Source organism: Chitinimonas sp. JJ19 (assembly GCF_036961565.1).
Classification (GTDB): Bacteria; Pseudomonadota; Gammaproteobacteria; order Burkholderiales; family Chitinimonadaceae; genus Chitinimonas.
Genome location: NZ_JBAMDD010000018.1, coordinates 21,041 through 34,766, shown reverse-complemented (window position 1 = coordinate 34,766; position 13,726 = coordinate 21,041). Strand labels below are relative to the sequence as shown.

Annotated in this window: 12 protein-coding genes; 4 read left to right on the top strand and 8 right to left on the bottom strand. The window is 59.9% G+C overall.

The features are described from left to right. Positions 1-64: 64 nt before the first annotated feature. The 6 genes from V7714_RS18100 to murJ all read right to left on the bottom strand — a co-directional run bounded on the left by V7714_RS18100 (position 65) and on the right by murJ (position 6,685). A complete protein-coding gene (locus V7714_RS18100) occupies positions 65-1,774 on the bottom strand; it encodes a TRAP transporter large permease (RefSeq protein WP_335710971.1) in 1,710 nt (569 codons plus the stop codon). Next, entirely contained in the window at positions 1,771-2,364 is a 594-nt protein-coding gene (locus tag V7714_RS18095; RefSeq protein ID WP_335710970.1) for a TRAP transporter small permease subunit, read from the bottom strand. Before V7714_RS18095 ends, V7714_RS18100 begins: the two co-directional genes overlap by 4 nt. 261 nt (positions 2,365-2,625) lie before the next feature. After that, positions 2,626-3,822, bottom strand: a complete 1,197-nt coding sequence (locus V7714_RS18090) for a pyridoxal phosphate-dependent aminotransferase (RefSeq protein WP_335710969.1) — start codon at positions 3,820-3,822, stop codon at positions 2,626-2,628. Positions 3,823-3,974: 152 nt separating this feature from the next. Next, positions 3,975-4,481 (bottom strand): hypothetical protein, encoded by a 507-nt coding sequence (locus V7714_RS18085; RefSeq protein WP_335710968.1) that lies wholly within the window; start codon positions 4,479-4,481, stop codon positions 3,975-3,977. Positions 4,482-4,565: 84 nt separating this feature from the next. Further along, positions 4,566-5,072: a GNAT family N-acetyltransferase gene (locus tag V7714_RS18080; RefSeq protein WP_335710967.1), complete on the bottom strand. Its 507-nt coding sequence runs from the start codon at positions 5,070-5,072 to the stop codon at positions 4,566-4,568. A 77-nt stretch (positions 5,073-5,149) separates the two neighbouring features. After that, positions 5,150-6,685, bottom strand: coding sequence for a murein biosynthesis integral membrane protein MurJ (murJ, locus tag V7714_RS18075; protein ID WP_335710966.1), 1,536 nt, complete (start codon positions 6,683-6,685; stop codon positions 5,150-5,152). Positions 6,686-6,802: 117 nt separating this feature from the next. On the opposite strand from murJ, the gene rpsT reads away from it, so the two are divergent. Continuing rightward, complete coding sequence (rpsT, locus tag V7714_RS18070) at positions 6,803-7,066, top strand: 30S ribosomal protein S20 (RefSeq protein WP_284198405.1); 264 nt, start codon at positions 6,803-6,805, stop codon at positions 7,064-7,066. A gap of 113 nt (positions 7,067-7,179) precedes the next feature. On the opposite strand, the gene V7714_RS18065 is transcribed toward rpsT, so the two are convergent. Further along, on the bottom strand, positions 7,180-7,929 hold the full coding sequence (locus V7714_RS18065) for a helix-turn-helix domain-containing protein (protein ID WP_335710965.1): 750 nt from the start codon (positions 7,927-7,929) through the stop codon (positions 7,180-7,182). 124 nt (positions 7,930-8,053) lie between these two features. Here V7714_RS18065 and V7714_RS18060 point away from each other — a divergent pair, with 124 nt between their 5' ends. Beyond that, a complete protein-coding gene (locus V7714_RS18060) occupies positions 8,054-8,812 on the top strand; it encodes a hypothetical protein (RefSeq protein WP_335710964.1) in 759 nt (252 codons plus the stop codon). Between the two features lie 77 nt (positions 8,813-8,889). Here the strand turns inward: V7714_RS18060 and V7714_RS18055 are convergent, their stop codons facing one another. Continuing rightward, complete coding sequence (locus V7714_RS18055) at positions 8,890-9,225, bottom strand: hypothetical protein (protein WP_335710963.1); 336 nt, start codon at positions 9,223-9,225, stop codon at positions 8,890-8,892. Between the two features lie 276 nt (positions 9,226-9,501). On the opposite strand from V7714_RS18055, the gene V7714_RS18050 reads away from it, so the two are divergent. Continuing rightward, a complete protein-coding gene (locus tag V7714_RS18050) occupies positions 9,502-10,578 on the top strand; it encodes a GGDEF domain-containing response regulator (protein WP_335710962.1) in 1,077 nt (358 codons plus the stop codon). Between the two features lie 265 nt (positions 10,579-10,843). Next, positions 10,844-13,630 (top strand): TonB-dependent receptor, encoded by a 2,787-nt coding sequence (locus V7714_RS18045; protein WP_335710961.1) that lies wholly within the window; start codon positions 10,844-10,846, stop codon positions 13,628-13,630. Positions 13,631-13,726: the final 96 nt, after the last annotated feature.

The window sequence follows — 13,726 nt, the reverse complement described above, 5'->3', positions numbered from 1 at the left end:
GCACGCCTAGCCAGAACCGCTACGCTGGGCTTTGTTAGCGGCTCCAAACCAAAACGCAAAGAAACTACGGCGACTTGCCTGCCTCCTCCAACAGGGCTGCCGCAGGGTCGGGTTCCGGCTCGGCGCCGGCAGGTAGGGTGGCGCCGCTGCCCTCCATCAGGGCGGCTCCCCCATCGCCCTCGGTCTGTTCAGGCGTATCTTGCGGCAGGCTCTGCAGAACTTCTTCGGTGGTCTGCGTACTCTCTGCCGCCGGGCCGTGCAGGGCGTGGGTGACCAGTTTGGGGAAGGCGATCACCAGGGCCACCATCAGGATCTGGATGATGACGAAGGGAATGGCGCCCCAGTAGATATCGGTGGTCTTGATGCTCTTGGGGGCCACGCTGCGCAGATAGAACAGGGCGAAGCCGAATGGGGGATGCATGAAGGAGGTTTGCATGTTCACCCCCAGCATGACGCCAAACCACACAAGGTCTATGCCCAACTTGGCGGCGATGGGTGCCAGCAGGGGGACGATGATGAAGGCGATCTCGAAGAAATCGAGGAAGAAGGCCAGCACGAAGACCAGGATATTGACCACCACGAGGAAGCCAACGACGCCCCCCGGCAGGCTGTCGAACAGATGCTCTACCCAGGCATCGCCATCCACCCCGATAAAGGCGATACGGAATACCCGGGCGCCGATGAGGATGAAGACCACGAAGGTGGTGAGCTTGAGGGTGGAGTTCATGGCCTGACGCGTCAGGTCCAGATTCAGCTTGCCCTTGATCATGGCCAGGATAATGGCGCCGGCGGCACCCATTGCGCCGCCTTCGGTGGGGGTGGCGACCCCCAGGAAGATAGTGCCGAGGACCAGGAAAATCAGCATCAGGGGGGGCACCATGACGAACACCACCTTTTCTGCCGCACGGCTGAGCAACCCCATCTTGGTGACGCGGTTGACCACGGCGGCACCAAAGGCGATGGCGATGCCGATCAGGGCGGAGACGATGATGCGTTCGTCCATGGGTCTGTCGGTGGCGGCGTAGTGGAACTGGTCGTACGCCACGCCAGCTACGATGGAAACGGCCAGCAGTGCCAGCAGGGAGGGGGTGCCGCTGGAACCATTGTCCTCGCGCAGGGTGCGGGCTTCGGGCGGCAGGGCAGGGGCCGCACTGGGGCGTACCACTGTGACGATGAAGACATAGAGCACATAAAGCAGGACCAGGGTCAGGCCTGGCACCAGTGCGCCAGCATACATATCACCGACTGAGGTGCCCAACTGGTCTGCCAGCACGATCAGCACCAAAGAAGGGGGGATGATCTGCGCCAGGGTGCCGGACGCGGCAATCACACCGGAGGCCACCCTGGCGTCATAGCCATAGCGCATCATGATGGGCAGCGAGATCAGCCCCATGGAGATGACCGAGGCCGCCACAACGCCTGTGGTAGCGGCCAGCAGGGCGCCGACGAAAATGACAGCGTAGGCGAGGCCACCACGGATGCGCCCAAACAGCTGGCCTATGGTCTCCAGCATATCCTCGGCCATGCCTGATCGCTCTAGTATCAGGCCCATGAAGGTAAAGAAGGGGATGGCCAGCAAGGTGTCGTTGCGCATGATGTCGAACACCTGCTGCGGCAGGGCTTGCAGCAGGGCGGCGGGCATAAAGCCCAGTTCGATGGCAATGACGGCGAACAGCAGGCCGACGGCAGAAAGCGAGAAAGCAACGGGATAGCCGATCAGCAGAAACAGGATCAGCGAGGCGAACATCAACGGCGCCATGAATTCTGGGCTCATGCCTTGTTCTCCTGCTTGGGCTGGGAATCCAGATTCTGGGCAATTACTTCTGCTATCTGGCCGGTGTGCTTCTCCGCTGGATTGGGAATCAGGCCTTGCAGGAAGGCCAACCGCTTGATGATCTCGGCTGCAGCTTGCAGGATCAGCAGGGTAAAGCCGATTGGAATCAGTGCCCAGACGGGCCAGCGCACCAGGCCGCCTGCATCACTGGAGGTTTCGCCCGAAGTCATCATCTGGGTCATGACCGGCCAGGAGAAATACAGTACGGCTATGGCCATGGGGAGCAGAAAGAGCAAGGTGCCCAGGATATCGACCACGGCTTGCTTGCGTGGTGAAAGCCGGCTGAGCAGGATATCGATGCGGATGTGTTCGTTGTGCTTGAGGGTGTAAGCCGCGCCAAGCAGGAACATGGCGGAAAACAAATACCACTGGATTTCGAGGAAGGCGTTTGAGCTGGTATCGAACGCCTTGCGGATAACTGCGTTGCCGGCGCTGATCAATACGCAGATCAGTACCAGCCACTTGGCCATCTGGCCGATGCGCTCGTTCAGCGCATCGATCCAGCCGGCCAGACGGAGTAAGGCTTGCATCTTGGATTGTCCCCCTTGTTCTTGGATGCTCCTTCATCCCCGGCCTGCAACCGTCTTGAGGGCTGGCTTGGCGGGATTAGAGCATTCGCACCATAGCATAGGGCGAAAGCCGCTGATAAGCGTGCCGAGCGGGTATTTCCGTAAACCCTGATCACTTGGGTGGCTTGTCGGGCACGCAATGGTGCTGACGGGGGTATATGTGTTGCCTGAAAAGCAAAAAGCCACCCCGCAGGGTGGCTTATTGTTTACGACGCGTAGCGATCAGGCCAGCGCGTTGGCGATGCGCGCCAGGGCTTTCTCGAGATTGCCCATGCTGGTGGCGAAGCTGATGCGGAAATAGCCTTCGGCGCCGAAGGCGGAGCCGGGAACCACGGCTACATCCTGCGCTTCCAGCAGATAGCTGCCCAGTGCCAGATCGTTGGGGGCGGCGATCTTGCCTTCCTTATACAGATTCTGGATGGCGTCGCGGGCATCGACAAAGGCATAGAAGGCACCCCCAGCAGTCAGGCACTTGAGGCCACGGATGCTGTTGAAGGTCTTGACCACGAACTCATGACGTTCGTTGAAGGCCTTGAGCATGGGGGCGAAGCACTCGGCCTGTGGGCCGTTGAGCGCAGCCTCGGCCGCCACTTGGGAGATGGAGGTGGGGTTGGAGGTGGATTGCGACTGGATGTTCTCCATGGCCTTGATCAGCCACTCGGGGCCGGCGGCATAGCCTATGCGCCAGCCTGTCATGGAATAGGCCTTGGACACGCCGTTGAGCAGAATGGTCTGCGGATACAGCTCGGGGCAGGCATTCAGGATATTGGCGAAGGTGGTGCTGCCCAGCATCACGTGCTCGTACATGTCGTCGGAGGCGATCATGACCTTGGGGTGCTTCTTGAGGACTTCACCCAGGGCCTTGAGCTCCTCCAGGGTATAGACGGCGCCGGTGGGGTTGGAGGGAGAATTGATCACCACCAGCTTGGTGCGAGGGGTGATGGCTGCGGCCAACTGGGCGGGGCTCAGCTTGTAGCCTTGTTCGATGCCACATTCGACGATGACAGGCTTGCCCTCGGCCAGGATGACCATGTCGGGATAGGACACCCAGTAAGGTGCAGGGATGATGACTTCGTCGCCTGCGTTGATATAGGCCTGGCAGAGGTTGTAGAAGCTTTGCTTGCCACCACAGCTGACCAGAATCTGCTTGGCGGTGTAGTCGAGGCCTTGATCGCGCTTGAACTTGGCGACGATGGCGTTTTTCAGACCAGGTGTGCCGGAAACCGGGGTGTACTTGGTAAAGCCTTTGTTGATCGCGTCAATCGCGGCGGCCTTGATATGGTCGGGCGTGTCGAAGTCGGGCTCGCCTGCAGCCAGGGCTATGACATCACGGCCGTCGGCCTTGAGTTTCTGTGCCTTGGCGGTAATGGCAAGGGTGGGCGATTCCTTGATGGCTTGGACGCGATGCGAGAGTTCCACGACAGGCTCCTGAATAAGCGGGAAAAAACAGAGGGAGGAAGATTCTATCAGCCACCGGCTGCTTTGTGCGGTGCAAAAAGCCCGGCGCGCCGAGTGGCGGGCCGGGCGTTCCGGGTGCATGGGGCTGGCCATGCAGAGCCTGCTGGGGTTGCCTAGAACAGGTAGGCAAACAATGAGGAATCGCCCTGCACGACCTGGCCGTTGATGGTGACGGAACCGGTGGTGCTGGCGGCGGTGATCTCGCCTGTGGGGCTGATGTTAAGCACGAACACCAGGTTGTTGAACACCACGTTGTAGGTGGTGCCGGCGTAGGTGTAGACCAGCGGGCCGTTGTAGCTGACGCGGTAAATGCCGTCGGTGTAGTTGTAGTTGAGGCCGAAGGTCAGTGAGCCGTTGGCCGTAAAGCCCGGTGCGTTGGGTGGGGCGAAGTTGCTGAAGGTGAGGGTGCCATCCCAGGTCAGCAGGGTGGGTGCTGGTACTGGGGTGGTGACAAAGCTGATGCAGATCTGTCCGGTCATGGACAGATGCCCGCCAGAGACCTGGGCAAAGAAGTCACTGCTGCTGTCGATAACGGTGCATTGCGACGGCAGGTTGGTGGCCTGGGCCGTGGGCGCAAGCAGGGCGAGTGCAAGGCCGAATAGCGCGAGTAGTTTCTTCATGGCGAGGTCTCCCAGGGGGGGGGCTGGCTTGGAATTCTCAGTCTAGAAAATTGCCAGCCTGGCGCCAGGGGGAATCGACGCCATTTATCCGATATTTTTTACCATGACAAAGTCGTCCATGAGGTAGCCCTGGCCGATATCCACGGTAACGCTGTCACGTACGGTAAAGCCGTTGCGGGTATAAGCCGCGATGGCTTTTGCGTTGTGCTTGTTGACCGCCAGGACCAAGGTAGCGCATTGCCGTGCCTGGGCTTGCGCCACCACATGCTGCAGCAACTGGCTGCCCAGGCCCTGGCCGTGCAGATCGGGTAGCAGGTAGAGCTTGTCCAGTTTCATTTCGCCAGGCGCGCTGCAGTAATACTGTGTGAAGCCGACGACCTGTTCGTCCGCCAGCGCCAGATCAAGCCACTGATCGGGGCCGCTGATCTGGTGCTGCAGGGCGGTGGGGTTGTAACGCTGGGCCAGCATGTAGTCTATCTGCGCCATGCTGATGATGGCTGGGTAATGCTGGCGCCAGATGACATCCGCCAGGGTGGCGATGGTGGGTATGTCGGCCGTGGTGGCGGGGCGGATGGTGACGGGTGTAGGCATGGGCTGATGACTCCAGCGGGTACGCTACGGCGCACCCGTCGCTGCGGTAATGGCTGCTGCAGGCAGCCTAGGGGATATCAAGCGGCCTTGCGGGAAAAATCCCGGGGGCGGAAGCCCAGCGCAGCCAGGGTGGCAAAGTAGACGAGGGCACCGACGCCGACCAGCAGGGCCAGCTTGCCGGCCTGGAGGACGTTGGAGCCGCCATGCCAGTTGCCCAGCGTGGTCTGTAGCCACCAAAGCAAGGCGGCCATCAGGCTGACGGCCAGGCCCAGCTTGCGGAGGAAGGCGAACCAGCCCGCGGCGGGGGTGTAGATGTTGCGGCGGCGCAGGCCGGCATAGAGCAGGCCGGCATTGAGGCAGGCGGCCAGGCTGATGGAGAGCGCCAGACCGGCATGGCCCAGGGGGCGATAGAGCGCTAGGTTGAGCAGTTGGGTGACGATCAGGGTGACGATGCCTATCTTCATCGGGGTTTTTACATCCTGCTGGGCATAGAAGGCTGGCGCCAGCACTTTGATGGAGATCAGCGCCATCAGGCCGACAGCGTAGGCACTGAGGGCGTGCTGGGTCATGGCGGTGTCGTGGGCGTCGAATTTGCCGTGCTCGAACAGGGTGGCGATCAGGGGCTCGGCGATCACGGCCAGGGCCACGGTGGCGGGCAGGGCCAGCAGCCAGCACAGGCGCAAACCCCAGTCGAGCATGGCGGAGTAGTCATCGTCCTGGCCCTGGGTCTTGAGCCGCGCCAGGCTGGGCAGCAGGATGGTGCCCAGGGCAACGCCGAGCACCCCGGCGGGCAGTTCCATCAACCTGTCTGCATAGTTGAGCCAGGACATGCTGCCGGCTTGGAGCCAGGAGGCAAACTGGGTATTGAGCAGCAGGCTGATCTGGGCGATGGAGACGCCGAACAGGGCGGGCACCATCTGCTTGAGCACCCGGGTGACGCCGACATCGCCCAGATTGAGCTTGGGCCGGCTGAGCATGCCGATGCGGGCCAGAAACGGGAGCTGGAAAGCCAGTTGCGCCACACCGCCCACCGCAACAGCGATGGCCAGGGCAAAGATCGGCTCCTCCAGGTGCGGAGAAAGCAGGATGCCGAAGGCGATCATGGAGAGATTGAGCAGGGTGGGTGTGAAGGCCGGGATGCTGAAGCGGTTCCAGGTGTTCAGGATGCTGCCGACCAACGAGGACAGCGAGATCAGGAAGATATAGGGGAAGGTGATGCGGGTAAGCTGGACGGCCAGGTCGAACTGGCTGCTATCCTTGCTGAAGCCCGAAGCCGACAGCCAGACGATGGCTGGTGCGGCAATCACGCCCAGTACGGTGAACACCAACAGGACGAGGGTGAGCAGGCCGGCGATATCGGCGATGAATTCGCGGGTGGCATCCTCACCGCGCTGCGCCTTGTATTCGGCCAGTATGGGGACAAAGGCCTGCGAGAAGGCGCCCTCGGCAAAGATGCGGCGGAACATATTGGGCAGCTTGAAGGCCACCACGAAGGCATCCATGGCGTGATTGGCGCCAAACTGGTGGGTATTCATCACTTCGCGGGCCAGCCCCAGGATGCGTGACAGCATGGTCATGCTGCTGGTGCGGGCAAGGGCTTTGAGCAGATTCATAGGGCCGAGTCATTGACAAAACGATGGCAGTGTACGCGATGATTGCCATCGTGGTGCAGAGTGGGCATAATGCGCGGTTTCGCGATAGTCCTTTTACCGGTTTAAGGAGTTGATTTAATGGCAAATAGCGCACAAGCCCGCAAGCGTGCCCGTCAGGCCGCCAAGGCGCGCCTTCACAACCAATCCCAGCGTTCGGAATTCCGCACTGCCGTCAAGAAGGTGCTGAAGGCCATTGAGGCTGGCGACAAGGCCGCCGCCGCTGAAACCTTCAAGGCTTCGGTCAGCAACATCGACCGCTTGGCTGACAAGGGTGCATACCACAAGAACAAGGCTGCTCGTCACAAGAGCCGTCTGGCTGCTGCCATCAAGGCAATGGCCTAATCGTTTCGTCAGGAACGATAGTCGCAAGACATAGACAAACGAATCGCTGGCCAGCATCGAATGTCCAAGAACCCGCTCCCAGGAGCGGGTTTTTTGTTGTTGTCGCCGCCGTTCTAGCGGCTATCGGTGTCGGGGCGGCGTAGTGCCAGGAAGGCAGACGGCTCCCAACTGCGCAGCGCCAGCAACAGGCTGGTGCCTTGTGTGGGTAGGTGGCCCTGATCAAGGCAGTCGGCGTGCAGCTCGTCGAACTCCTGCAGGAGTCGCAGCAGGCGTTGCTGCAGTTTGACGGCGGCGGCAGGGGAGAGCATGGCGTGCTGAAAACGCAGTAGCTCGCCGGGGGCATGGAAGGGCGCGTCCAGGAAATCGTCCTGTATCCGCGCACGGAAAAAGCGATGTATGGGGCCATTGGGCAGCCAGGCGAAATCCCGTGCTACCCGCAGCTTCACCCGGTTCTCGGGCAAGAGTTGTATCAACCCCAGTTTATCGAGCTGCAGCAAGGCGGCGACACCCTCTGCCGGCGTCAGCTGGTATTGCTGGACGATTTGCGCCAGGGGCCAATGATTGAGTGTGCAGACGGCCACCAACAACAACTTGGGGCTGGCGACCAGATCTGCTTCTTGTGCCTCGCTCAGGTGCTGCAACTGGGGTTGGGCGGCCTCCATTTCGCGCACCAGATCGCCCAGCTCCAGACCTGCCAGTTGGCAAATGGCATCAAGGGTCTGCAGGCTCAGGCTGCATTGCGAAAACTGACGTTTGACACTGGCTTCGCTCAGGCCCAGATGCGGGGCGATCTGGGCATAGGTGAGCCCTCTGGCCTTGAGTGCGCGTTTGAGCGCACTGACCAGTTGCAGGGTTTGTGACATGCCTTGCCTTTAAGTATCGAATTTCGATACCAGAAAGCCTATTTATTGATGAGTTGAATGGCAAGGTTTATTTGGCGATGCTGTATGGGCAAAGTGCGGGTCACGCAACCCGGAGCAAGCCTTGATGAACCCCGTACTTTCCCGCCGCCTATGTGTGGCTGTTGTGCTGTCTGTCCTGCTGATCATGGGCTGGCATGGCCCAATAGGGCAGCCAGCCGACTATCACCAATTTGCCGACACCCGTGCCTGGCTGAGCCTGCCCCATGCAGCCGATGTGTTGTCCAACCTTGGTTTCCTGGTGGTTGGGCTGGGTGGTATAGGCCATATATTGGGCCGCGAAACCAGGCTCCAACGTGGTGACCTGGGTTACGGCCTGTTTTTTCTAAGCCTGATGCTGACAGCGGCGGGCTCGGCCTGGTATCACCTGTCGCCCGACAATACCCGCTTGGTATGGGACAGGCTGCCGATAGCGCTGGCATGTGCCGGCCTGCTGGGGGCGGTGTTTTGCCGTTGCTATGAGCAGTTCAAGGAATGGGCTGTGATGGGTGGCTTGGTGGTCGCTGCGGTGTTCAGCGTCGCTTGGTGGCGGTGGACCGACCTGCAAGGGCAGGGCGATTTACGCCCCTATCTGTTGCTGCAATTGCTGCCACTGGTATTGATACCCCTGCTGCAGGCGGGTAGCGGCACTGACCGCAGGGAGCGGCAAGGATTTGCACTCGCCATTGCCTGCTATGTGATCGCCAAAGGCTGTGAACTGGCTGACCATGCGATTCTTGATAGCCTAGTTGTGGTCAGTGGGCATACCTTGAAACATGTGTTCGCGACGGCTGCGGCAACGGTGTTGGCGTGGGCATACGCATCCACTCACTGCGAAGGCTCATGAGCGGTCTTGAATGGCGGTGCCTCCCTGGCATCCGCTCGGCAGTGGTCTCACCACAGCAATCGGGGTTTATAAGTGCTCTATGAGGTACGCATTAGCTTCAGATAGTCACCCCGCCCTAGCTCGCAATGGCGGGGGTTATCCGATTCCTCGGCCGTGGCCTCGACGGCGACTTTGACGTAGCGGCCTAGTTGCTGCCAGATGGCGATGGAAAGGTGCTGGGTGAATGCGGCCTGGTCTTCGCCCTCGGGCAGTTCGGCCTCCATGGCAATTTCCAATAGCCAGGCACCGCGAGATTGGCGGCGGTTGACCCAGGCTGGGCTAAGCCAGGCTTCACGTATGGCCGACAGCACACGGGTGGGCTCGCTACTGCCTAGGGGGTAGACGGACAGGTGGACGTGATGGCGCAAAGGCATGATGGACTCGGAGTCTGTTCACTGACTTGCTGCGCGGCCCTGGTTCCGGTGCTGGGTGTGTATGGTGGCCCAACCAAGCTGCATCGGGCAATCGCATAGCGGGGCTTGGGCGCTATGCTGAACAGCTGGCACAAGCATCGTGAAGATGACACAAGGCCAGCGGTGACCATATCTCGTTTTATCAAAACCCCTGCAGCACCGCAATGTGAGTTGATCGACAGGCTGAGTGGACTGGTGATATAGAATGGGGCATCCAGACCAGCCCTTAGCCGCGCCATGAGCCAAACTGACATCATTTCCAACATGCCACGCATCCTGGTGGTGGACGACTCCCGCATCGTTCGTGCAACGGTCAAGAAGCATCTCTCCACGCAGTTCGACATCGTCGAAGAGGCTGATGGCGAGGCGGGTTGGTCGCGGCTTGAGGCAGACCCCGAGATACTGGTGATGATGACCGATCTCAGCATGCCCAAGCTCGATGGCTTCGGGCTGCTGGGGCGGGTGCGTAAATCCCAGGATGCCCGCATCAAGCATACCCCGGTCATTGTCATTTCGGGTGAGGAGGATCTGGAGGTCAAGCAGCAGGCCCTGGAGCGTGGTGCCAATGATTTTGTGACCAAATCGACTGATCGCGCGGAAATGCTGGCGCGGGTATCGGCAGCCGCTAAGCTGGCCCGCACCGCGCGCGAGCTGCGGGCGACGGAGGAGTCGCAGGCGCGTACCGCCACCACCGATGTACAGACCGGGCTGGCGACCGAGCACATGTTGCATGTGGAGGGCGACAAGGCCATGGCACATGCGGCTCGCTACCATGGCGAAACCACGCTGGTGCTGTTTGAATTGGATAAGTTTGACGAGGTGACCAGCGAGCTGGGCGAGGCGGCGGCAGGCCAATTGATCAATCTGGTAGCCAAGCTGGTGGCGGGCAAACTGCGCAAGGAAGAGACCTTGGCACGCCTGGATGGCCCTTGCTTTGCCGTGATGCTGTACGCCAATTTCAGTGGCGCGACCATTTACGCCGAGCGCCTCAAGGAGACGATTGCGGCCGCCAAGGTCAATTTCCGTGGCCAGTCACTGCGTATCACCGCCAGCATTGCGTTGGCCAACTCGGTGCAGGACGGCCTGGCTGACTTTGACGGCATGCTGGCGCTGGCCCAGTTGCGGCTGGCCCGCAAGCGGGCAGGTGTGGTGCAGCCCCTTGCAGAGGGCGCGGCACAGCCCGCAGACATGTCAGTGGCTGAGGCGCTGGCCCTGATAGCGCAAGGCAAGGAGGCGCTGGTGCTGCCACAATTGCCACGGCTGCTGGAGAGCCTGCAGCCCTTGCTGGCCTTGGCGAGCACGCCGACAGCGTAGTCGGCGGCCAGCTGGTCGGGAACTGGCCGTCTGTGTCGGTTTTCCCTGATACTGTCGTAGCTGCCCAACATTCTGAGCAGTGTTGTTGCAAATACGTATAGAAGAATTGCCCCGCACGACAAGTTGTAAGACGATCATCCCCAATTCCTGGGCTGCTACCCTGTGTTCGCGGCTCGACGGAATAGTGCGTACCAGCACATCAGGATGCTGGCAGCCAGGCCGACAAGAGCGGCCGGGCAGTCGGGATCACACTAACTGACCACTATTGATTCGGGAGATCACTCTAATGAGGATCAAGCAGCTCGCTTACGCGATCGGGATGATTGGTATCGCCACTTCGGTCGGCTTTGCCCATGCCGCAGAAGAAGCATCGAGTACCGAGAAGATTGAAATCACCGGCTCGAGCATCAAGCGTCGTGCCAACCAAGGTAGCCTGCCTGTTCAGGTGATGACCAAGGAAGAAATTTCTCGTAGTGGCGCCACCAGCACTGAACAATTGCTGGCTTCGATTTCCGCCATTTCCTCTGCTGGTGGTACGACCAACTCGACGGGCGCAGGTTCCTCGACTTACGGTTTGTCCTCGATCTCTCTGCGTGGTCTTGATAGCGACCGTACCCTGGTGCTGGTCAACGGTCGCCGCGTTGCTGCCTTTGCTGGCGGTGGCGGTGCTACTGTTAACGTGAACTCCATTCCGCTTTCCGCCATTGAGCGCGTGGAAGTGTTGAAGGATGGTGCATCTGGTGTTTATGGCTCGGATGCCATCGCCGGTGTGGTCAACTTCATCCTGTCGAAGAACTTCAAGGGTGTTGAGCTCGGCGCTCAAGCTGGCCAGTCAACGCGTGACGGCGGCGGCGACAGCGAGAAGTACTCGATCGTGGCAGGTTTCGGTAGCCTGGATGATCATGGCTTCAACATCACTGTTGCAGGCTCCTTCGAAAAAGAAGATGTACTGAAGGCCAGGGACCGTGAGTTTGCCAAGAGTGGTAACGTCCTGCCCTACTTCACCAACGGTGCCACCGGCCAAGGCAATATCGAGGGCGTATGGGTGAATGGCGATCGTCATCCCACCCTGTGGGGAACCTCGCCGGCTTCGGGTTACGGTAACCCTGCTGCTGTTGGTGGCAAGTGCGCCTCCATCCAGATGTTCAATGCAGGTACCACCAGCAAGGGCGGACCATACTGCGCCTATGACAGCGCACCTGATGTCGGCCTGGTGCCGGATCGTGAGTTGACCAACTTCGCTGCCAACTTCTCGGCGAAGCTGGGCGAGAACCTCAGCTTCTTCGGTGATGCGCTGTGGTCGGAAAGCGTGGTGAAGCAGAGCTTCCAGGCTAACCCAATCCGTAACAGCTTCTTGGTAACTGACTCGCTGTTTGCGGCTCAGGGCGTGGATGCCGCGCTGCTGATGAAGCCGACCAACCCCAACTACCAGATCGCTGCTGACTACCTGAATTCCATTGGTGCCGGTGCTTTGGTCGGTCAGACGCTGGCTGTGACCTCACGTACCCTCGGCTTCGGCGGCCGTAAGGGCGAAGACAAGTCCGAGCAGTCGCGCTTTGTGGCGGGCCTGCGCGGCAACTTTGCCAGCCAGGACTTTGAGGTTGCCTACTCGGTTAACAAGAGCGAGACCAATTCGCGCGTTACCGATGGTTACTTCTCGCAAGTGGCTTATGCCAAGATCATTAACGACACCAACTCCTGGAACCCCTGGGCTCCGGATGGTATCGGCAATGCCAGCGTGCTGTCGGCATTGAAGGGCGCGGCTTACGTTGGCCCCAGCCTGAGCGCCGAATCCACCAGCGACGTGTTTGACGGCAAGATCTCGGGTGATCTGTTCGATCTGGGCGATCGTCCGGTGCAGTACGCTGCTGGCTTCCAGCATCGTAAGGAAGAGTACGTTACACGCCCCAGTGCGGCGCTTGAGACTGGTGATATCGCTGGCCTGGGCGGCAGTGTGCCACCTGTGAACCGCGACCGTAATGTGCGCGCATTCTTCGGTGAAGTGGTTGTGCCGGTGCTCTCCAACTTGGAAGCCAACCTGTCGATTCGTAATGACCGATACAACGACGTAGGTTCCGCCAACAACTACAAGGCAGCTTTGCGCTGGAACCCGACACGCGCCTTCATGGTTCGTGCTTCGGCCGGTACGGGCTTCCGTGCACCTACCCTGACCGATCTGTGGCAGCCTCAGTCGCTGGGTACCTCAGAGCAATTCACCTACAAGAACCCCAAGGACGGTACGGTGAACGAGGATGTGCAGGTCAATTCGCTGACCGGTGGTAACCCCGGCCTGCGTCCTGAGGAGTCGGAGCAATCATCGATCGGCTTCCAGTTCTCGCCGAACTCCAAGTTCACTATCGGCGTGGACCTGTGGAATGTGAAGGTGGAAGACATCCTGTCGACGCCATCGGCACAGGAAACGGTTTCTGGCTTCCTGAAGGGTGATTCTGCCTACGCTGGCAAGGTAACGCTGGATGCCAACGGTGATGTGCAGAGCATTATTCAGACGCTGGCAAACGTCGGTAGCGCCAAGGTTAGCGGCGTAGATCTGGACTTGGCCTACCGTGACAGCTTCAGCTTCGGCCGTATTGAAGTGGCGTTGAACGGTACTTACATGTCCAAGTTCGACCAGACCAGCCCTGGCGGTTTCCTGTCGCACAAGGTGGGTACCATCGTCGAGCCGGACGGCAACCCGGTGCTGGATGCTGACGAGGGCGGCGTGGTGCTGCGCTGGAAGCACGCCTTGTCTGCAAATTGGTCGACCGGCCCCTGGGCTGCTGGCATCACTCAGAATTTCTACAAGCGCTACCAAGCTGGTAACGATCTGAATGGTGATCAGGTCCACGTGCCTAGCCAAGCTATCTACGACCTTAGCCTTGCCTATAGCGGCGTCAAAGGTCTGAAGCTGGGCCTGGGTGTGAAAAACCTGTTTGATCGCGATCCGCCGATCTTCGTGCCCGTCAGCAACCAGTTCCAATATGGCTATGACATCAGCCTGTACGATCCGCGTGCCCGCTTCGTTTACTTGAACGCCAGCTATAAGTTCTTCTAAGCGAAGTTAAGCTGTAGTTGCTTGTACGCGCGGTAACTTAGCAATAAAAATACCCCGAACATAGTTCGGGGTATTTTTTTGTCCGCTGGTGCGCGC

Bases quoted from the DNA above. Each gene is read 5' to 3' on its own strand.
- V7714_RS18100 (WP_335710971.1), bottom strand. From the start codon at position 1,774: ATGAGCCCAGAATTCATGGCGCCGTTGATGTTCGCCTCGCTGATCCTG.
- V7714_RS18095 (WP_335710970.1), bottom strand. From the start codon at position 2,364: ATGCAAGCCTTACTCCGTCTGGCCGGCTGGATCGATGCGCTGAACGAG.
- V7714_RS18085 (WP_335710968.1), bottom strand. From the start codon at position 4,481: ATGAAGAAACTACTCGCGCTATTCGGCCTTGCACTCGCCCTGCTTGCG.
- V7714_RS18080 (WP_335710967.1), bottom strand. From the start codon at position 5,072: ATGCCTACACCCGTCACCATCCGCCCCGCCACCACGGCCGACATACCC.
- murJ (WP_335710966.1), bottom strand. From the start codon at position 6,685: ATGAATCTGCTCAAAGCCCTTGCCCGCACCAGCAGCATGACCATGCTG.
- rpsT (WP_284198405.1), top strand. From the start codon at position 6,803: ATGGCAAATAGCGCACAAGCCCGCAAGCGTGCCCGTCAGGCCGCCAAG.
- V7714_RS18065 (WP_335710965.1), bottom strand. From the start codon at position 7,929: ATGTCACAAACCCTGCAACTGGTCAGTGCGCTCAAACGCGCACTCAAG.
- V7714_RS18060 (WP_335710964.1), top strand. From the start codon at position 8,054: ATGAACCCCGTACTTTCCCGCCGCCTATGTGTGGCTGTTGTGCTGTCT.
- V7714_RS18055 (WP_335710963.1), bottom strand. From the start codon at position 9,225: ATGCCTTTGCGCCATCACGTCCACCTGTCCGTCTACCCCCTAGGCAGT.
- V7714_RS18050 (WP_335710962.1), top strand. From the start codon at position 9,502: ATGAGCCAAACTGACATCATTTCCAACATGCCACGCATCCTGGTGGTG.